Source organism: Comamonas kerstersii (assembly GCF_002056725.1).
In the GTDB taxonomy this organism is placed as follows: domain Bacteria; phylum Pseudomonadota; class Gammaproteobacteria; order Burkholderiales; family Burkholderiaceae_C; genus Comamonas; species Comamonas kerstersii.
Window position 1 is genome coordinate 2,883,436 of sequence record NZ_CP020121.1, and the last position, 18,844, is coordinate 2,902,279.

Annotated in this window: 16 protein-coding genes and 1 pseudogene; 5 read left to right on the plus strand and 12 right to left on the minus strand. The window is 58.1% G+C overall.

Translation table 11 applies throughout. The features are described from left to right. Positions 1-162 precede the first annotated feature (162 nt). Positions 163-1,245 carry a 4-hydroxyphenylpyruvate dioxygenase gene (gene hppD / locus B5M06_RS13665; RefSeq protein ID WP_054065338.1) on the plus strand — a complete coding sequence of 361 codons (1,083 nt, stop codon included), beginning with the start codon at positions 163-165 and terminating at the stop codon, positions 1,243-1,245. 105 nt (positions 1,246-1,350) lie between these two features. Here hppD and maiA read toward each other — a convergent pair whose 3' ends face one another. From maiA to B5M06_RS13720, 11 genes are all read right to left on the minus strand, one after another. Next, entirely contained in the window at positions 1,351-1,995 is a 645-nt protein-coding gene (maiA, locus tag B5M06_RS13670) for a maleylacetoacetate isomerase (RefSeq protein ID WP_054065339.1), read from the minus strand. A gap of 14 nt (positions 1,996-2,009) precedes the next feature. After that, positions 2,010-3,338 (minus strand): fumarylacetoacetase, encoded by a 1,329-nt coding sequence (gene fahA / locus B5M06_RS13675; protein WP_054065340.1) that lies wholly within the window; start codon positions 3,336-3,338, stop codon positions 2,010-2,012. A 107-nt stretch (positions 3,339-3,445) separates the two neighbouring features. Further along, complete coding sequence (locus tag B5M06_RS13680) at positions 3,446-3,985, minus strand: VOC family protein (protein WP_054065299.1); 540 nt, start codon at positions 3,983-3,985, stop codon at positions 3,446-3,448. 52 nt (positions 3,986-4,037) lie between these two features. Continuing rightward, positions 4,038-4,232, minus strand: coding sequence for a hypothetical protein (locus tag B5M06_RS13685; protein WP_054065341.1), 195 nt, complete (start codon positions 4,230-4,232; stop codon positions 4,038-4,040). A 20-nt stretch (positions 4,233-4,252) separates the two neighbouring features. Beyond that, on the minus strand, positions 4,253-5,950 hold the full coding sequence (locus tag B5M06_RS13690; protein ID WP_054065300.1) for an FAD-dependent monooxygenase: 1,698 nt from the start codon (positions 5,948-5,950) through the stop codon (positions 4,253-4,255). A gap of 377 nt (positions 5,951-6,327) precedes the next feature. After that, positions 6,328-7,629: a cytochrome c gene (locus B5M06_RS13695; protein WP_054065301.1), complete on the minus strand. Its 1,302-nt coding sequence runs from the start codon at positions 7,627-7,629 to the stop codon at positions 6,328-6,330. 11 nt (positions 7,630-7,640) lie between these two features. Continuing rightward, positions 7,641-8,186 (minus strand): (2Fe-2S)-binding protein, encoded by a 546-nt coding sequence (locus tag B5M06_RS13700; RefSeq protein WP_054065302.1) that lies wholly within the window; start codon positions 8,184-8,186, stop codon positions 7,641-7,643. Next, positions 8,183-11,116 (minus strand): xanthine dehydrogenase family protein molybdopterin-binding subunit, encoded by a 2,934-nt coding sequence (locus B5M06_RS13705; protein ID WP_054065303.1) that lies wholly within the window; start codon positions 11,114-11,116, stop codon positions 8,183-8,185. Before B5M06_RS13705 ends, B5M06_RS13700 begins: the two co-directional genes overlap by 4 nt. Positions 11,117-11,494: 378 nt before the next feature. Next, a complete protein-coding gene (locus tag B5M06_RS13710; RefSeq protein ID WP_054065304.1) occupies positions 11,495-12,505 on the minus strand; it encodes an XdhC family protein in 1,011 nt (336 codons plus the stop codon). Positions 12,506-12,517: 12 nt separating this feature from the next. After that, on the minus strand, positions 12,518-13,138 hold the full coding sequence (locus B5M06_RS13715) for a nucleotidyltransferase family protein (RefSeq protein WP_054065305.1): 621 nt from the start codon (positions 13,136-13,138) through the stop codon (positions 12,518-12,520). Between the two features lie 150 nt (positions 13,139-13,288). After that, positions 13,289-14,284 (minus strand): DNA-binding protein, encoded by a 996-nt coding sequence (locus B5M06_RS13720; RefSeq protein WP_054065306.1) that lies wholly within the window; start codon positions 14,282-14,284, stop codon positions 13,289-13,291. 113 nt (positions 14,285-14,397) lie between these two features. On the opposite strand from B5M06_RS13720, the gene B5M06_RS13725 reads away from it, so the two are divergent. Together B5M06_RS13725 and B5M06_RS13730 are read left to right on the plus strand one after the other, a co-directional pair. Continuing rightward, entirely contained in the window at positions 14,398-15,471 is a 1,074-nt protein-coding gene (locus B5M06_RS13725; protein WP_054065307.1) for a site-specific integrase, read from the plus strand. Positions 15,472-15,719: 248 nt separating this feature from the next. After that, positions 15,720-16,406, plus strand: coding sequence for a TenA family protein (locus tag B5M06_RS13730; RefSeq protein ID WP_054065308.1), 687 nt, complete (start codon positions 15,720-15,722; stop codon positions 16,404-16,406). Between the two features lie 217 nt (positions 16,407-16,623). Here B5M06_RS13730 and B5M06_RS17095 read toward each other — a convergent pair whose 3' ends face one another. After that, positions 16,624-16,890, minus strand: a complete 267-nt coding sequence (locus B5M06_RS17095; protein ID WP_162777365.1) for a hypothetical protein — start codon at positions 16,888-16,890, stop codon at positions 16,624-16,626. 330 nt (positions 16,891-17,220) lie between these two features. On the opposite strand from B5M06_RS17095, the pseudogene B5M06_RS17735 reads away from it, so the two are divergent. Together B5M06_RS17735 and B5M06_RS13740 are read left to right on the plus strand one after the other, a co-directional pair. Further along, positions 17,221-17,373: pseudogene (locus B5M06_RS17735) on the plus strand (zinc-ribbon domain-containing protein); the annotation flags it as partial. A gap of 57 nt (positions 17,374-17,430) precedes the next feature. Continuing rightward, a complete protein-coding gene (locus B5M06_RS13740; protein ID WP_054065310.1) occupies positions 17,431-18,693 on the plus strand; it encodes a flagellar basal body-associated FliL family protein in 1,263 nt (420 codons plus the stop codon). Positions 18,694-18,844: the final 151 nt, after the last annotated feature.

An 18,844-nucleotide genomic window follows, 5' to 3' on the forward strand; every position in this document is an offset into this window, starting at 1 on the left:
TTAGACTTTATCCAATGCATGGCTGCTGATCTACGGGCAAGGAATGAGGCGACAACTATCTTGACATGCTCCGGGATCAGAGCAGCAGGAGCAGTTAAGAAATCTTTTTGCATGCAGAAACGTTCATCGGAGAGCTGCATGCAAACGACCAAGGAGACAGAAATGGCAGATTTGTATGACAACCCCATGGGGCTGTGCGGCTTCGAATTCGTGGAGTTTGCCTCTCCCATGGCGCAAGTGCTGGAGCCATTGTTTGAGCGCATGGGCTTTACGCTGGTCGCAAAGCATCGCTCCAAGGATGTGGTGCTTTATCGCCAGGGAGACATCAACTTCATCGTCAACCGTGAACCCAAAAGCATCGCCAGCTACTTTGCGGCAGAGCATGGTGCCAGTGCCTGTGGTCTGGCTTTCCGCGTCAAGGATGCGCACTACGCGTACAACCGTGCGCTGGAGCTGGGCGCGCAACCCATTGAAATTCCCACAGGTCCGATGGAGTTGCGCTTGCCTGCCATCAAAGGCATTGGCGGTGCACCGCTGTATCTGATTGACCGTTTCGAAGACGGCAAGAGCATTTATGACATCGACTTTGAATACCTTGACGGTGTAGATCGTCACCCGACAGGCCACGGCTTCAAAGTCATAGACCACTTGACGCACAACGTGTACAAAGGCCGCATGGCGTTCTGGGCAGATTTTTACGAGCGCCTGTTCAACTTCCGTGAGATTCGCTACTTCGATATCAAGGGCGAATACACGGGGCTGACATCCAAGGCCATGACGGCCCCCGATGGCATGATTCGCATCCCGCTCAATGAAGAGTCGGGCAAGAACGGCGGTCAGATTGAAGAGTTCCTGATGCAGTTCAACGGTGAAGGTATTCAGCACATTGCCTTGCTGACCGACGATCTCATCGCCAGTGTGGATGCCTTGCAAATGGCCGGGGTGCCTCTGATGACTGCGCCCAATGACATCTATTACGAAATGCTGGAAGAGCGCATGCCAGGCCACGGCCAACCCGTTGCCGAACTGCAGACGCGCGGCATTTTGATGGATGGCACGACGGCCAATGGCGAAAAGCGCCTGCTGCTGCAGATCTTCTCTCAGCCTTTGCTGGGCCCCGTATTCTTTGAGTTCATTCAGCGCAAGAACGATGAAGGCTTTGGAGAGGGTAACTTCAAGGCGCTGTTTGAGTCGCTCGAGCGTGACCAGATCCGTCGCGGCACCTTGGTGACCGAATCGGCCTGACACTGCTTTCCCAAGCACAACGCCCTGCATGATCTGGCGCATGCAGGGCGTTTTTCTATAGCGCTACGCAACAACAAGGGCTGTGGACGCAGCCCTTGATCGTTTTTAAGCCGGTGTGTCTGGCTGTGTCCAGGGAGATGCCTGTGCAAACGCTGGCAGCTTGGCGCAGGCAGCATCAATGGCCGAGATTCTGGGCCAGCGCGACACATCCACTTTGAAGCGGCGTGCGCTTTCTACCTGTGGCACCAGATAGACGTCGGCCAGTGTGGGGCTGTCGCCCCAGCTGTAGGGCCCGGTCTGCCCATGCTGCGCCAGCAGTGCCTCATAGGCATCAAAACCAGCCGTGATCCAGTGTCCACACCACTGGTTGATGGCGTCTTCATTCGCACCAAACTGATGGCGCAAATACTCCAGAATGCGGCGGTTGTTCACGGGGTGAATATCACATCCGACCAGCGCAGCCAGGGCGCGCACATGAGCGCGTGCTTCAGGGGTATCGGGCAGCAGCGATGGCTCAGGGTAGCGCTCTTCCAGCCATTCAATGATGGCGGGAGACTGGGTCAGCACTTCGCCGCTGTCCAGCACCAGGGCGGGAACCAGCCCCTGGGGGTTTACCGTGGTGAAGTCAGACTGCAAATGCGCTTCTGCGCGCAGATCGACCGGAATGTACTCCGCGCTGACACCTTTGAGGTTGAGCGCAATGCGCAGGCGGTGGGAAGTGCCACTGCGAAAGTAGTTGTAGTGCTTCATGGCTGTTTCCGGGCTCAAATTGGCTGTTTAGCAGGCAGGATCGTGCCCCAGCAGCTACCAAAACCGATGCGCGCAAAGCCTTGTTTTTCGCACCAGCCGCGCAGGACCACTGCATCGCCATCTTCCAGGAAGGTGCGTTGCTCTCCATTGGGCAGTTGCAAGGGATTTTTGCCGCCGCTGGTCAACTCGATCAGTGCGCCTGCCTGATCCAGTGTGGGGCCGGACAGCGTCCCTGTCCCCAGCAGATCGCCGGGCTGCAGGTTGCAGCCATTGACGGTGTGGTGCGTCACCATCTGTGCCATGGTCCAGTAGGCATGGCGGTAGCTGGTGCGGCAGATGCGAGCTTCTGCCTTAGGGTCGTGCTGACGCATCTGGCTGGTTTGCAGGCCCACTTCCAGTTGAATGTCGAGCGCGCCGTGGCTGCGATTGTCTGCGCTGTCCAGATAGGGCAGGGGCTGCGGGTCTTGCGCAGGGCGCTCCAGCGGGGCGCGGTAGGGGGCCAATGCCTCCAGGGTGACAACCCAGGGGGAAATCGTAGTCGCGAAGTTTTTGGCCAGGAAGGGGCCCAGCGGCTGGTATTCCCAGGCCTGAATATCTCGGGCGGACCAGTCGTTGAGCAGGCAGATGCCAAAGACATGGTCTTCGGCCTGGCTCAGAGGAATAGGCTGGCCCAGCGTGTTGCCGCTGCCAATGAATACACCCAGTTCCAGCTCAATATCCAGGCGCTTGCTGGGTGCAAGCACAGGTGCAGGTGCATCAGGTGCCTTGATCTGGCCGCATGGACGCGCAAAGTTTTCACCCGAAATCACCACACTGGATGCACGGCCGTGGTAGCCAATCGGCACCCACTGGTAATTGGGCATCAATGGATTGTCGGGGCGAAAGAGTCGACCGATGTTGGTGGCGTGGTAGATGGAGGTGTAGAAGTCGGTGTAGTCACCAATCTGCGCGGGCAGGGCGTATTCCACTTCAGCTTGCGGAACCAGGCAGGATTGCAGGGCCGATTGCTGCGCTGCACCTTCTCGCAAAGCGCGCGACAGGGCCAGACGAAGCGCACTCCAGCAGGGCTTGCCCAGTGCCATCAGTGCGTTCAGCGTGGGCTGTGCCACCGCTTGCAAAGCCTCGGCGGCCTGGTCCGAAAAAACGCCCGTCTTTGCAGCGGCCGTCAAATCCAGAATTTCAGTGCCAATGGCCACGCCGATACGCATGGGCTCGCTGCTGCCGCTGCGCTTGAAGCTGGCAAAAGGCAGGTTCTGGATGGGAAAGTCACATCCGGCCACATTGGCGCTGCCCACCCAGCTGCGCAGTTCAGGGTTGTGGGTTTCGTTCAAAAAGTCTGTCATGGCAAATGGCATTCAACGGAAAAAGTACAAATGCAAAAGCCGCAGCGGCACAAGTGCGAGCGCTGCGGAGGGAAAAATATGGCGCAAAGCCACAGGCTTGGCGGTTCTTACTGCTTGCGCATGCTGCCGTCATGCATCCAGGCCGCATGTTTGGGGGCGCGCTTGGTTTCGCTCCACTCCTGCAGCATGTCCCACTTCACGGCATCGAGCTTTGCGTACATCTCGGGTGTACCGACATCGGCAGCCAGTTCCAGGCGGTGGCCGTTGGGGTCAAAAAAATAGATCGAATAGAAAATGGTGTGGTCAACAGGGCCGATGACCTTGATACCTTCGGACTCCAGACGCGCTTTGGTGGACTTGAGCACATCCAGTGACTCTACTTTCAGGGCCAGGTGCTGCACCCACGAAGGCGTGTTTTCATCGCGGCCCATTTCTGGTTTGGTGGGCAGCTCAAAGAAGGCCAGAATGTTTCCATCACCGGCATCCAGAAACACGTGCATATAAGGATCAGGTGCCTTGGTGGAAGGCACTTCGTTTTCGGCAATGGCCAGCACGAACTTCATGTCCAGATGCTTGGTGTACCACTCCACGGTCTCTTTGGCGTCTTTGCAGCGGTAGGCCACGTGGTGAATTTTTTGAATCAGCATGGTGTTTGTCTCCTGAAGGGGTTGAGTCGTGATGCGCCCTGGCAAAAGCGCGTCACAGATCCTGCAAAGCCGTGTTCACATATTGCTGCACGCTGGGCACATGGCCAATAGCGTGCGATTGCAGCAAAGCCAGCTTGGTGAGGAAAAGCTCGGTTTTTCCGGGGCCAGCCTGGTCAATGGCCTCGGCCAGCAAATCGTAGATGGCCTCGGTATCGGCCAGACTGGAGGTGTTGGGGTTACGGGTCATGGTGCTTGTCTCCAGGTGATTCAGCATTGTTGGATGTGCTCCAAAGTGGCTTTCAGGCGTTGTGCATCGAGCTGCAGCCAGCGGCCGCAGACGTGCTGGTCAGGTCGCAGCAGATACGCGCTGCCTGCCTGCTGCACGCCATAGCGCTGGTGCACCTGACCTGCAGGGTCCAGCAAGGTCTGGTCAACTCCCAGAACGCTGGCTGTGCCACTGCGGCGGATGGCCGTCACACGCAGCGGCATGCCTGTGGCTTGAATGTCGGTGACTACCCTCTGAATGTCTGCTGGCAGGGCGTCTGCATCTGTGAAGTACAGCAGCTCGAAAGCCGCGCCCAGCTTGTCCAACAGGAACTGGTCTTCGCCCAGGCGTATGTTCTGTGGCGGTGCGCCATGGGATAGGCCACCAGCGAAGAGGGCGTTGTCATCACATGGGCTGTTCAGGGCTGAATGCTCGTAGGCATGGGGGCGGGAAGTGCGCCAGTGGAACAGGGGACGCACAAACTCCTGCGTCAATGACAGAGACAGGACGGCATCGCGCAGCAGGCGAAAGCCCTTGGTGGGCGGGGTCATGAAGCGTGTGCTTTTGCCAGCCTCGTCAATGATTTCGCGTGCCGCACCTACGCGTTCGCGGCTGTAGTTTTCCAGCAGGCTGGGCTTTGCGCGGCCTTGCACGACCATGGCCAGATGCCATGCCAGTGACTGCGCATCCTGAAAACCTGTGTTGGCACCGCGCACGCCAAAGATGGGGAGGAGGTGGGCGGCATCGCCAGTAAACAGGGTACGGCCATGCACATAGCTGGGTAGTGTCAGCGTGCGGGCGGAGTACACCGAGGACCAGTCCAGCTCCCAGGCAATACCCGGATAGCCGATCATGGCCAGCTGCGCATCGATGCGCGACTTCAAGGATTCAGGTGCCAGCGCCTCTTCAGGTGTCTCACCTGCAGGCAGCTGATAGTCCAGGCGCCAGATGCCGTGTGGCTCACGGTGCATCAAGATGGTGTTGCCGGGGTTCCACTCAGGGTCAAAAAAGGCCAGGCGCTCCGTGGGCAGCGGCAGATCGACCTTGATATCTGCAATCACAAACAGGCCTTCGTAGGAAGCGCCTTCCATCTTCAGGCCAAATCCCTGCCGGATGCCGGAGCGGCCACCGTCAGCAGCGACCAGCCAGTCTGTTTCCAGCGTGTATGTGCCCTCGGGCGTATCAATTTCCAGTGTGGCGGTCTGTGCGTCCTGGCTGACTTTCACCACTTTGTTGCCCCAGCGAAAGTCAATCAAGTCCGATGCCTCGCATGCCTCCAGCAGGTATTGCTCCATGTATTGCTGCTGGATATTGAGCATGGGGCCAAAGCGATCATCCGCATCGTGCGGTGCTTCCATGCGGAAAACGCGCTGGCCGCGATAGTAGGAATTGCCAAACTGCCATGGCAGACCGTTTTCGACCATACGGTCTGCCACGCCCACTTGCTGCAGGATTTCCATGCTGCGGCGGGTAAAGACAATGGCGCGGCTGCCAGCGGAAACCTGCAGCTCGGACTCCAGCACCACGCTACGCACACCGTAACGCGCCAGCTCCAGCGCCGTCACCATGCCTGAAGGGCCGCTGCCAACGATCACCACTTGCTGGCGGCTTGGCGTGCCATGCGCGCTGGGCAACCATGGCTGAAAGACTTGGTAGTCGTAGTAAATCGAAGGACGGGGTGTGGAATCTGGCTGGTGCATAGCTATTGGGCAAAACGCAATGAACAATCAACGTGGATGAATGTTCAAATAGTTGCACAGGCAACTAAGTAGCCCAATCGGTGCTTACCCTGTGGGGATCTGCGAATTAAATACAATGTATATTATGTTAAATAGCTAATGTATGAAGCTATCCAGTCATCGCAGCATAGCTTGGGTACTGCACTATTGAAAACAGAGCTGCTTGCGCTGAATTCATATGGTTTTCAATGCCATAAGACTTTGAAAACAAGATTTTGCAAGCGCTAGCAGCTATTTTTTGTAAAGCGCTTGTGCGTTGGCGTGTGTGCCATATGCATGAAAAAGCCGCGCTGAGATCGCTCTCAGCACGGCTGGATGGTTCGAAGGCGCAAAGCGCGTCAGTCGTATGTCTTGGGGATGAGCTTTTGCACCTGCTCTGCAGTCACGGGTTGCGCCTGAGCGCCCCATTGCGCACGCATCCAGGTGGCCAGTCCTGCAACGTCTGCTGCACTCATGCGGTCGGCAAAACCAGGCATGGCATACATGCGCTCGTTGCCAGCAAAGGTCTGCGTCTGTACGCCATGGAGGATGACTGTGACCAGATTGTTCGGGTCTTCCATCATGACGGCAGTATTGCCACGCATGGGCGGCGCGACATTGGGAATGCCCTCACCACTTACGCCGTGGCATGCCGCGCAGGCAGACATATAGCTCAGGCGGCCTGGCTGCAGCAGTGGATCAGAAGCTATCGGCAATGCTTCGGGGCCAGGTGCTGCAGTCAGCAGCTTGCCTTGCTTGTCGGTCATCAGATAGGTAGCAATTGCATCCACATCTTCGCGCTGCATGGCGCTGGTGGAGAAATGCGTCACTGTGTACATGCTGCCAAACGATGTGCCCTGCGCCGAAGTGCCTGTGCGCAGATACTGGCTCAGCGATGCCGCATCAAAGCCGCGCTGTGCCAGCGTTTCAGCCGTGATGTTGGGCACCGTCAAGCCGTCAATCGCATCACCGCCCTGCAAGGAGCGCGAGAACGACACCCCCATGGTGATATTGCGTGGCGTATGGCAGGCACCGCAGTGGCCCAGGCCTTCCACCAGATAGGCACCGCGCAGCCATTGCTCGGAAGCGCCCTGGCGTGTGGGTGGTTCACGGTCCGGGAAGTTGATCAGCGCCCAGAAGTTCATGAACGGACGCACGGGCAAGGTGAACACGCCGGTGTTGTTCGCATTGGGCTGTGCAATGGGCGGCACGCTCATGATGTAGGCATACAGGGCGTCGATATCGTCAGGCCGCGTAATGTGCGTGAACACAAACGGCATGCCGGGATACAGATTGCGATTGCCGGGTGCAATGCCATCACGCATCACGCGGTGAAAGTCTTCGCGCGTGTACTTGCCAATACCGTAGGTGGGGTCTGGCGTGATGTTGGTGGAGTGCAACGTGCCAAAAGGTGTGTCAATGGGCACGCCCCCTGCTCCCATGGGACCCTGGGCCTGCGAGTGGCAGCCCATGCAGTTACCTGCCAGCGCCAGTTCCCGGCCTGTGGGGATCAGGTCATGCATCTGGGCATCACTGAGCGGCTGTTTGGCCTGCGGGGCGACGCTGCTGCTACGAAACACGCCAACCAGCACGGCAATGGACAAGACGATCAGCAGAATCAGAATGCCCAGCAGGCTGTTGCGCAAGGTATGGCTTTTCATCGTCATCTCCTTCAGCCGATTACGCAGCCTGGTGTCTTCAGCGCCACTTCCTCTACCGCCTGGTAGTAACGGACATAGCCCGTGCAGCGGCAGATGTGGTCGTTCAACGATGCCTCAATACGGCTGCGCAGCTCAGCGCGCGCTACCGGCTTTTGCTTGAGTGACTCAATGAAGACGGTGGCAGCCGTCACAAAGCCCGGTGTGCAGTAGCCGCACTGGAAGGAAAAGTGCTCGATAAAGGCTTGCTGCACGGGTGTGAGCTCCTGCACCTGCCCTTTTTCGTCACGCTTGGCCTGGCCTTCAATGGTGATGATCTTCTTGCCATTGAAGAAATGGGCATCAAACACGCAGGTGCGTGTCTCTATGGGTGTATTGCCTTCGCGCAGCTCCATGACCGTGCAGGCATGGCATATGCCTTGGCCGCAGCCAAAGCGTGTGCCAGTCAGGTTCAGATAGTCATGCAGAAAGTCGATCATGGGCATACCGACGGGTACGTCCACAGGGCCAATGCTTTGACCATTGATCGTCAGTGCGAGAGGGCGTTTTTCCAGACTCATAGCATCAGCGCCTTTTTGATTTTGGTAGGGGTCACGGGCAGACGATAAAAACGTGTGCCGGTCGCGTGCGTCACCGCATTCACGGTTGCAGCGACGACGGGGATCATCACCACCTCAGCCATGCCTTTGGGTGGGGAGGTTTCGGTCAAGGGCTCCAGATAGTCTGCAGTCTGGGTCCAGACCGCTACATCCCGTGCACGGGGCAAGGTGTAGCGGTTGAAGTTCCAGGTGCCATTGCCGGGGCCATCGGCGTACAGCGGCAACTCTTCCATCAGTGCGTGGCCAATGCCCATGGCCACCCCACCCTGCTGCTGGCCGGAGACCAGCGCGGGAACGATGACGCTGCCGGGGTCCAGCAGACTGTGGTGGCTCATGATCTGCACTTCACCGGTAAAGGTGTTGACGTTCAGCTCCACCAGACAGGCAGCAGGCGTGTAGGTCGTCACACCTGCGTTGTTGCGCTGGGCAGAGGGGAAATGCACCTGACTGCGTGCAATAAAGTCATAGCCGCCAGTCGTCATGCGCGACTTGAGGGCTTGCGGTGCACCATCGCCGTAGCGCACGGCAAGCGCATCGACTGCCAGATGGCGCTTGCCAACACCGGGGATGTCAAAGTCCGCCCTTGCCCATTCCCAGCGGCTGAAGCAGTGCACGGCCACACCGGTGACCAGGCCCATCTCATGTGCCTTGCGGGCAATGTCCGCAAAAGCAATGGTGGCCATGCCGCCACCGCCAATGCCGCCGGGCACGGCACGCAAATCCTGCAGGGTCACATTGCCACTGGCGATCTGCCCGCCTGCTGGGCCACTGCTCCAGATGGCCTTGGCGGCAGGCCAGATGGTGTTCTCCAGCAGAAACTGTGCAGCCTGACGTGTGCCAAAGCCCAGAAAGTAAGCGCTGTTGGAGGCACTCATGGCCGGCAGAATGCACGGTACCCAGTGCGGGTCGCGTGAGAGCTCGTCCTGCTGCTCCTGGGTAATGGTAAAAGGCTCGAAATTGCTCTTGAGCGGCAGCTGCGGGAAGTCGGTTTCGCCCCAGATCGTCACGTCTGGTGCTTTGCCCAGCATGCGCTGCACCATGACTTGCTGCGCTGTGGTGGCGCCTGTGCCAATTTCCTGCACGCAATGGCGCATGGTGATCTGGCCCTGGGCATCAAACTCCAGCACCAGTGCCGAGGTATCAGCGCCTGTGCCGTAGTCCTTCTGGACCTGGGCAAAGCCCACACCGTAGCGCTTGCCAGGGTGCTGCGCCTCGTAGGCTGCCTTGGCCTTGTCACGGTTGGTCCACAGCGGATGCTTGGCCGCGAGTTCCAGCATTTCCACATTGCGTGGATCACCCAGCTGCACTGCACCCTGGGTGTTGGCATCGCCTGCACGCAGTGCGTTGCGGCGGCGCAGTTCAATCGGGTCGATCTTCAGCTCGGCAGCCGCCTCATCGACCAGCAGCTCCGTCAGGGACATGGCCTGAATCGTGCCGTAACCGCGCATGGAACCTGCTTCCACTGCTGCACTTGCAATAGCGGCGCTGGACATGTCGGACTTGGGGAAGTAATAAATAGACTGCCCGGCAGTAGCCGCTACCTGTGCCACAGAGAAAGAGAAGTTGGCCCGCCCTCCTCCGTTGCAGTTGTAGAAAGCCTTGAGCAATTCAAACTTGCCGGTTGCACGATCTGCCACCAGTGTCAGGTCTGCCTCAATACTGTGGCGTTTCATGCCCATCTGGAACTGTTCATAGCGGTCATTGGCCAGCCGCACGGGCAAACCATTGCCGTAGAAGCAGGCAGCAATCACGTAGAACGGAAAGATGGAGTGGTCCTTGGAGCCATAGCCCACCGTCGAGCCAGACAGCAGCACGATGTTCTCTACGGGGAAGCGCTTGTTGTCCTTCATCATGAAGGCTGCCACCCGCGCCACCTCGTAGGGCGACTGCGCTGCAATCATGATGTGCAGCGTTTTGCTGGCCGCGTCGTACCAGGCATTGCCGTTGTCCGGCTCCATGGCACTGGGGTCAATAGACTGCGAAAAACCCTGGCGCTGCAGCACCAGCTTGTTCGGGTTCTGGCGTGCTGCCTCGATTTCTGCTTCCAGGGCCTTGGCTGCTGCCATGCCCCGGCGCATGGGTTCATAGGTTTCGTGGGCCACCTGCTCTGGATCACGCACTGCCCCACCCCCGCGATGCCGCAGCATGACGGAGCGCGGCACCAGAAAGCCTTCTGCATCCGGGCTGGGCCACACGGGCGTGTCGCCGTCAAAATTGCCCCAGATCACTGCATCCTGCATGGGCGAAAAGGCGGGCGTTGCAGATGGCGTCTCACCGCCAATGCGCACATAGCGGGCTGCACCATAGTTGGGTGGTGGCTTGGGGCCTGTGTGCTTGCCATATTTGACAACGTTCTTGTCAAAGCGCAGCAGGCGTTTGGCTGCCTCAAAGCGATCAAAATCCTTGTAGACCAGCAAAGCCACAGGATGGCCATACATGGGCGATGTTTCACCTTTGGGCAGCAGGAAGTTGTAGCCGTAAAAGCCAATGCCCAGATCCTGCAGTTCTGGCACGGCGATGCCGTCACGCGCCATGTCTTCGTGACGTACCAGCTGGTCTGGCTGCAGATCTTGCCCAAGTACGGAAAGATCAATGTCCTCAAAGCTGTGTTCGATATCAGTGGCTTTCAGGAAAAAGGCATGGGCCTGTTCCTGTGGCCAGCCCGCAAGATCCTTGGCGCGGAAGTCGCGTGCGAACACTTTCTCCCCCGTCACCTTGCGAATGGCATCCCAGCGGTATTTGACATCCCCGTTGGGCGCCATCCACTCACTGGTCTGGGGACCAGAATGCACCTCCGTCGCCTGCGTCACGGGCAGGCGCCCCAGCATGACGGTGATGCTGCCAAATGTGCCTAACTTGATAAAGTCGCGGCGACTAAAACTTGCAGCCATTATTTGTTTTTCCTGTCTGGACCTCACCGCAAGACATACTCAAGCACATGGGCTGATGTATTGGGTGATTCGTGGAGCATGAATATCTGTGTGCTGTGAGAGTGTGCCAAAGAAATGGCACTTTTCAATTCAGCAAGTCTTGTCAGTGCTAGATGAATCAAACATTTTTCAAACAAAATAAACTTAATAAAAACAATGTCTTATTGTTTTTATTGATTGAAGTTGTGTCCTGAATTTCTTGAATTCCTACGTACATGAAGGAAAATTCCTACGCCAACAGTCTTGGATTATTGAGATGGGCGTAAAAAATCCAACACCTTGAGGTCGGTATACCTGAATCTTGCCTTCAGGTTTGTGCTGCAGCGGTTTCTTTCGCTGTTAGGCCTCGGCCCTGGCACGCAGTTCGTGCAGCGCTTTGCCAGCGCAGACCTGCATTTCCGGCAGCAAGGGCACCCCGTTTTTCACGGCAATGATTTCTGCCATGATGCTCACCGCGATCTCTGCCGGGGTTTTGCTGTCTATAAAAAGACCAATCGGGCCTCTGAGGCGCTGCATGACTGCAGGCGAGACATCGAAATGCTCCATCAGTCGGGCGCGTCGGGCCTCGTTATTGCGGCGGGAGCCAATGGCTCCGACATAAAAGGCCGGGCTGCCTAATGCTTCCAGAATAGCCAGGTCATCGAGCTTGGGGTCATGGCTCAGGGTGACGATGCAGCTGCTGTAATCAGGCTTGAATGCCTGTACGGCGTCGTCTGGCATGCAGCGCATCAGCGGTGCCAGGCTTTCATCCCAGCTGAAGCTGTGCTCGGAGCGTGGGTCGCACACCGTCACGGCAAAGCCTGTGCTGTGTGCAATGGTGGTCAGATACTGGGCCAGCACCCCTGCGCCAATGAGCAGCATGCGCCAGCGTGGGCCAATGCACAAGGACATGGCCTGCTCCGTCAACTGCAAAGGCACATAGGCTTTCACAGGCTCCAGTTCAACGCTGCCGGAAGCCCGGTCTACCCTGCGCTGCACCAGCAGCCCTGCATCCAGCTGTGTCAGCAAGGCATCGATGGACTGCAGGCTGGGATTGCACTCCACCATCAGTTCAATCGTGCCACCGCATGGCAGGCCAAAGCGATGTGCTTCCTCGGCGCTTACGCCATAACGCAGCAATGTGGTGGCTGGCATGTCGCGTATATCGGCAAAACGCTGGAACACATCGTCTTCGATGCAGCCGCCTGAGACAGAGCCCACCATTTCCACTCCGACTCTGACCGCCAGCATGGCCCCAACAGGGCGCGGTGAGGAGCCCCAGGTTTTGACGACGGTGACAAGCAAGGCGTCTTCACCCGCTTCTCGCCAGGCCTTGAGTGCGCGCAATACGGTGATATCTACAGCGTCCATCGGGGAGTCTTTCTATGGGGTTGACAGCGGGCGCACCAAAGCACCTTGCTCCAGCACGGCTTGCGCGCGCTGCAAATCGTCCAGCGTGTCTATGTCTTGCAGGATGCCTGGGTCTTCGACGGGCAGTTGCACCACCCTGCCCTGGCTGCGCAGCTGTTGCAGTACCGAGCGCGCGCCCTGGTCGCCAGTGAGCTGCTGCAGCGCCGCAGCACATGGGGCGCTAAAACCTACGGGGTGGCCAGGCTGGCCATTGCAGACGGGCTGCACAGCGTCAAAGCGGTCAGTACTCAGAAGTTGCTGCGCAATGGTGCGCAGTGTGGCCGCGTGTACCAGAGGCATATCGCCAGGCAGGATGAGCCAACCTGAGGCATCAGAGCTTGCGCGTACCCCGCTGGCAATCGAGTCACCCATGCCCGCGGTGGCTGCGCCGTCAGGGCGAACCACAAAGGCCTGCAAGCCTGCATCGGCCACCGTATCCAGCACATGCTGCAGCACTGGTTTATCGAATAAAGAAGCTTGCAGCTTGTGCGTGCGCCCACCACTGGCTGTAAAGCGCTGGCCCTGCCCGGCCGCAAGTACCAGAACTTTCAGTGATGACAGAGATGGATGGGGATGTGCTGCTGCAGCAGTCATGGGGAAAGAGCGAATCCTTGCAGGTGAGGCCACGGTGCTCACCTTCAAAGAACTATTGTCCAGCAGTTGCGGCGCTGTGCAGGGCCTTGTTTGTAGGACAAAGCTCAAAAGTGGATGGCTGTGCCGCTGCAGCCACCCACGGGACGGCTATCAGATGGATTTGCGCCCCAGTCGTAGCGAGCGCTGCGACAGTGCACGGCGCTGCAACGAACGGCTATTGCGCTGCTTGTCGGCTGGTGCTTCGGCGGCTGCTGCGAACTCTGCAGGGGCAGCAGTACGAGCCTGCAGCAGCAGCTTGAGTTCAGCTACGCGCTCATTGGCCATGTCCAGGGCCTGCTGCAGATTGATGTGAGCAGCACGGGTGGTCAGCAATTCTTCCTCGGTCTGCAGATGGCGGTTTTGCAGCTCTTCATAGCGTGCAGCGGCGGCGCGCTCTGCATCCTGCATTTGTTTCTTGAGCTTTTCCGCTTCCTGGCGGCTGCGATCCACGTCAGAGAGCATGCGGCGCTCATTGCCTGCGAACTGCTCGGCCAGCCGCTGGCGCTCTTGCGCAGCTGCTTCCAGCTCGCGGGAGTGCTGCTCACGCAGGGCTTCCTTGGCCTTGCGCTGCTCGGCATTTTCCTGGCGCAGCTTTTCCAGCCACTGGTCACGCTCTGTCAACTGCTGCTGCATTTCATCGAGGCGGCGCGACAGATCTTCGCGCTGGGCATGGGCCAGCTTGAGTGCGGCATCCATGGCCTCTTTTTGCTGCTGCAGGCTTTCTTCGCGTTGTGCCAGTTTGGCTTGCAGGCCTTGCAGCGCCTGCTCCATCTCACTGGCTGCCTTTTCTCTGACTTCCAGTGCCTGTTCTGCGAGTTCACGCGCTTGCTCCAGTGCACTGCTCCACAGGGTTTGTGCGGCTTCCAGCACTTCGTTGGGCACGGAATTGCGCAGCTCCTGCGTCTGCTGATTCAGCCCCAGGCGTGCGCCCAGTGTGGCGAACCAGGCGTCCAGCATGGGGGCCACGGTATTGGGGGAGCCGCGCCCCATGCGCTGGCGGACTTTTTCAATCGTGGGTTTCTGGCCATCGGCCAGCAAGGCGTCTGCGGCAGCCCAGACGTCTGCCTCTTGAATGCCACGCGATGTTTTTGGTGCTACTGGTTGCATAGGAAGTAGATTACCATCGATAAGAGATTGTTATCGTGAGTTGTTAAATATTATTATATAACAACATACATAACATGTAATATTTAATACGTAATATAGAAAAAATACAACATATGTCAGGTGAAAACCAACTGCTCGCCGGATCTGGGGCGCAAAGCCTCACGCAGCTCAGCCAGAGCACGCTCAATGCCCTGCGTGAGCTGCTCAGAGAAGGTGAAGCAGAAAACACAGTGCGCAGCTACCAGAGCGCCATGCGCTACTGGGCAGGCTGGCACCAGTTCCGCATGGGGCAAGCCATTGCCCTGCCCTTGCCCGTGGAAACTGTGCTGCTGTTTATTGCGGACCACGCCCAGCGCAGCACGCCCTATGGCTTGCGCTGTGAGCTGCCTGCATCGATTGACGCTGCGCTGGTGCAGTCCGGCTGCAAGGCCAGGCTAGGTCCGCCCTCACACAACACCCTGGTGCACCGTGTGGCTGTCATGTCCAAGGCGCACCAGAACCGCGGTCTGCCCAATCCCTGTCATGACGAGCGCGTGCGCGAACTGCTCTCACGCACGCGCAAGGCCTACGCCAAACGTGGCGAGCGTGCACAGAAAAAAGCGGCGATCACCAAAGATGTGCTGCAAAAGCTGCTGGCCACCTGTGACGACAGCCTGCGCGGCAAGCGCGATCGCGCCCTGCTCCTGTTTGCCTGGAGCAGCGGCGGCCGTCGCCGCTCTGAAGTCAGTGCAGCAGACATGCAGTACCTGCGGCAAATTGGCCCGGATCAATATCTGTATGAACTGGCTGTCTCCAAAACCAACCAGAGCGGCGCAGACCTGCCTGAGAACACCAAGCCGGTGCTGGGAGCGGCAGGCAAAGCGCTAAGTGACTGGCTGCAGGCCAGCGAGATCACGGAAGGCGCCATCTTTCGCCGTATCCGCAAAGGTGGCCATGTGGGCGAGCCCCTGCAGGCACCCGCAGTACGCGCCATCGTCAAGGAACGCTGCGCTCTGGCGGGAGTGGAAGGTGATTTTTCAGCGCACTCCCTGCGCTCGGGTTTTGTGACGGAAGCTGGCAAGCGCAATGTGCCGCTGGCGGAGACCATGGCACTGACGGGGCACCAGAGCGTGGCGACCGTGCTGGGCTACTTCCGCGCGGAATCCGTGATCCACAACCAGGCCGCGAATCTGATGGATGAGGAGTAGCGCTGGCAGTGTTTGCGACTTCTATTAGAAAGAGAGCGGCTAGCGCTTGATTCATCTTGGTTTCAAGGTAAAGCATCTTCGAAATCAAGATTCATCAAGCGCTGACAGCTATGTTTTTTGCGTCTTGCACTGCCAGCAGGTCGGCATGCAGGTCAAAGGGCTGCGCAGATTTGCCTGCACAATACGCGCGCTGCAGCGCAGCATTTAAGCCCGTACATATATAGAGCGTTTCAGGAGACCAGGACCATATGTCTGCCACCACTGCCCCGGCGAGTGTCGCCACAGGATTTGCCGAACAGCTGCGCCAGCTTTGTCTGGATGACTGGAATGCCTGCGTGCAGCACCGCTTCGTGCATGAGATTTTTGATGGCAGCCTCAGTGATGACGTGCTGCGCCGTTATCTGGTGCAGGACTATCAGTTCATCAACCGCTTTGTGGCATTGCTGGGCGCAGCCATTGCCAGTGCCGATGTGTTTGCACCTCGCGTTACGCTGTCGCAATTTGCAGCCATGATTACCAGCGATGAGAACACTTATTTTCTGCGCTGCTTTGATGCGCTGGGTGTTCCCGCGTCAGAACGCCTGCAGCCTGCGCTGACGGCGCCTACCCAGGCATTTCAGCAGCTCATGCATGAAGCGGCGCAAAGCCAGAAGTACGCCAACTGCATTGCGGTGCTGGCCGTGGCTGAAGGCCTGTACCTGGACTGGGCTGATCAGCCCGCCAAAAAGCATCTGCCCCTGCCTGCACGATTTGAGCATGCAGAATGGATCACGCTGCACGCGAATGACTTTTTCCGTGGCTTTGTCGGCTGGCTGCGCAGTGAGCTGGATCGCATTGCAACAGATCTGAGCGAGGCAGAGCGCACTGAAGCTGCCAGCTACTTTCAGCGTGCCGTACAACTGGAGCGACAGTTTTTTGACCATGTCTATGCCTGATGCGCAGGCTGTTGGCCTGCTTCATGCAAGCCTCTGATGCGTAAGCCAGCTTTTGTCAACTGCGGTTTCAGCTTTGCTGACCGCAGTTTTCTTTATCTTTTGGCTAAGTATTCGCACGAATGCAGGTGCGTAGATCAGCATCATTCACAAAATCAGTCGCCAAAGCGGTGATTCCAGAAGTTGTGATGTGCTGTCTTGAGAAGAAAAAATAAAACATTCAGCCAAGTAAATACTGTGCTTTAAGCACATTGCAGATCATGCATCGCGATATATTGCCCGGTTTAGATGCATTGCTGTGCTTTTGTGCAATAAAGCTTTGTTTATAACCACTAACTACACCATGCAAACAAACATGCACCAAGGCACTATCCTGCGCGACTGTCAGCACGGCACAGGCTTGATTAATTCCAATGGCAATAAATAAAAAATACCTGTTCACGCTGGAAAAGGAATGGATGTCTGAAGTTCCTCCTGCAGCAGGCATGCGTGTCTATGTGGCAACCACGGAAGGCGGTCAGCTGCAAGCGCTGCAGGCTGCGGTCAAGACAATCAACACAGCTAACCGTCAGTCCTATGCTGCTGCCACTGCGCCAGCACCTGTGCAAACCCCTGCCGCGCCTGTCCCTTCAGCGGCTCCAGCTGCGGCACCTGCCCCCGTGCCAACTCCTGCTGCACAGGCACCAGTACGCCCCCTGCGCCCGTGGCCCAGCTTGCAGCAGCTGCAACAATCAGCTGCCCTGCATGCCACCAGGTGGTAGGCGCAGGCGATGCCTTCTACACTTCCTGCGGTCACAAACTTCGTTGAGCTTGAGCCATGCATTGCCCACACTGTAATAAAGAACTACCGGACGGCGCGGCGTTCTGCTCCGGATGCGGACAGAAAACCACGCCTGCGCCCAGCGCAGCATCGACGGCACCCACCTGCTGGGAATGTCATAGCCCCCTCAGAGGCAATGCCAGCTTCTGCAGCCATTGCGGCAGCAAGCAGCCCCAGCCTGAGAGCGCACCTGCTACTGACCCCGTTGTGACGCCTGCCCCAGTCAACGCTGAGCCAGCAAAGCCGCTGGATGTGGATGAGCTGTTTGGCTCCGATACACCCCCAGCAGAAGCAGACACAGCTTCCAAGACCGATGATGCGCTGGTCGCGGCGGCTGTTGTTACTGCCACAACCACTGCTGCAGTGGCAGTCGAAGCCGCTGTGACCCATGTGGATGAGCTGTTCGGCACGGATGCTGCAGGCTCTCAGCCTGAGGTGACACAGCCCGCAGCACCATCTGCAGCTTCTGCACCTGCTGCTGTCACACCAGCCCCTGCTGAAGTGGATGAGCTGTTTGGCACTGGCGAATCCACACCTGCTCCCGTGGTTGTGAATACTGGTGCGGCTGCCGCACAGCCCACAGCTGCGCAGGCAGCTACTGCTGAAAGCACCGCAAACACAAGCCAGCCTGCTGATGCAGCAGGTGTTGATGCTGACGATCTGTTCGGCACCGGCGCAGCAGTGACTGCCATTACTGCAGGTGCAGGTGCAGGCGCTGCAGCAGCGGGCCAGTCGCAGCCATCACCAGCAGGTGTGGGGCAGCCGCAAAGTGTCCAGCCCTCCACGCCCCACTCAGCGCCTCTGGATACCAGCTTGAAGACCCAGCCCGCGACGGGTGGTGGCCAGTCTGGCACTACACCACCTCCGCCTCCTCCGGGCAATATGTGGCGCTACATCATTGCAGGCGTTCTGGTGCTGCTGCTGGCAGCTGGTGGTGCTGCGTATTACCTGATGGGTAGTGCTGATGGCAAGTCTGACAAGGCAGACAAGGCCACCTCCTCTACAGGTTCCGTTCCTCCGCAGTCTTTGCCAGCGCCTGCTCCTGCATCTGAGCCAGCACCCCAGCCTGACACGGCTGGACTTCCCCCAGCTGCAGCCGTCCCCAGCACATCGCCAGAGGATGAAGCCAAAGCCAAGGCAGAGGCGCAAGCCAAGGCCAAGCGCGATGCAGAGCTGCGCGCCAAGCGTGAGGCTGAAAAGGCCAAACGTGAAGCAGAAGCCAGAGAGCGCCGGGAACGTGAGGCGGCGCAACGCAGTAGCCCTCCTCCAGCTGCGCCAGCCCCTGCTCCACAGCCTGCCGTTCAGGTGCGCAGCTGCAGCGAGGCGCACTTCCTGTCGCGCCCGGTCTGCATGCTGGAAGGACCTGCCACCTTCTGGAAGTGCGCGCCGGATGGCTACAACTGGAACAACAATATTGCAGGCTGCATGCGCAGGTCGAGCAATAGTGATGCTTTCTCCAGCGGAAATTAATGGGCTGAAAGCACAAAGCACAAAACACAAAGCACCTAAAAAATGCGCTGGAAACAGCGCATTTTTTCTTCTGAAGCTACATAAAAAAGAGCTGCCTGCGCTTTTATTTGCTGGATTTCAAAGCATTACAACTTTGAAATCAAGAATACAT

Excerpts from the sequence above, each read along its gene's own strand:
- B5M06_RS13705 (WP_054065303.1), bottom strand. The coding sequence starts at position 11,116 with ATGGCTGCAAGTTTTAGTCGCCGCGACTTTATCAAGTTAGGCACATTT.
- B5M06_RS13695 (WP_054065301.1), bottom strand. The coding sequence starts at position 7,629 with ATGAAAAGCCATACCTTGCGCAACAGCCTGCTGGGCATTCTGATTCTG.
- B5M06_RS13710 (WP_054065304.1), bottom strand. The coding sequence starts at position 12,505 with ATGGACGCTGTAGATATCACCGTATTGCGCGCACTCAAGGCCTGGCGA.
- B5M06_RS13720 (WP_054065306.1), bottom strand. The coding sequence starts at position 14,284 with ATGCAACCAGTAGCACCAAAAACATCGCGTGGCATTCAAGAGGCAGAC.
- B5M06_RS13715 (WP_054065305.1), bottom strand. The coding sequence starts at position 13,138 with ATGACTGCTGCAGCAGCACATCCCCATCCATCTCTGTCATCACTGAAA.
- hppD (WP_054065338.1), top strand. The coding sequence starts at position 163 with ATGGCAGATTTGTATGACAACCCCATGGGGCTGTGCGGCTTCGAATTC.
- fahA (WP_054065340.1), bottom strand. The coding sequence starts at position 3,338 with ATGACAGACTTTTTGAACGAAACCCACAACCCTGAACTGCGCAGCTGG.
- B5M06_RS13685 (WP_054065341.1), bottom strand. The coding sequence starts at position 4,232 with ATGACCCGTAACCCCAACACCTCCAGTCTGGCCGATACCGAGGCCATC.
- B5M06_RS13725 (WP_054065307.1), top strand. The coding sequence starts at position 14,398 with ATGTCAGGTGAAAACCAACTGCTCGCCGGATCTGGGGCGCAAAGCCTC.
- B5M06_RS13730 (WP_054065308.1), top strand. The coding sequence starts at position 15,720 with ATGTCTGCCACCACTGCCCCGGCGAGTGTCGCCACAGGATTTGCCGAA.
- maiA (WP_054065339.1), bottom strand. The coding sequence starts at position 1,995 with ATGAAGCACTACAACTACTTTCGCAGTGGCACTTCCCACCGCCTGCGC.
- B5M06_RS13690 (WP_054065300.1), bottom strand. The coding sequence starts at position 5,950 with ATGCACCAGCCAGATTCCACACCCCGTCCTTCGATTTACTACGACTAC.
- B5M06_RS13700 (WP_054065302.1), bottom strand. The coding sequence starts at position 8,186 with ATGAGTCTGGAAAAACGCCCTCTCGCACTGACGATCAATGGTCAAAGC.
- B5M06_RS17095 (WP_162777365.1), bottom strand. The coding sequence starts at position 16,890 with ATGCCTGCTGCAGGAGGAACTTCAGACATCCATTCCTTTTCCAGCGTG.
- B5M06_RS13680 (WP_054065299.1), bottom strand. The coding sequence starts at position 3,985 with ATGCTGATTCAAAAAATTCACCACGTGGCCTACCGCTGCAAAGACGCC.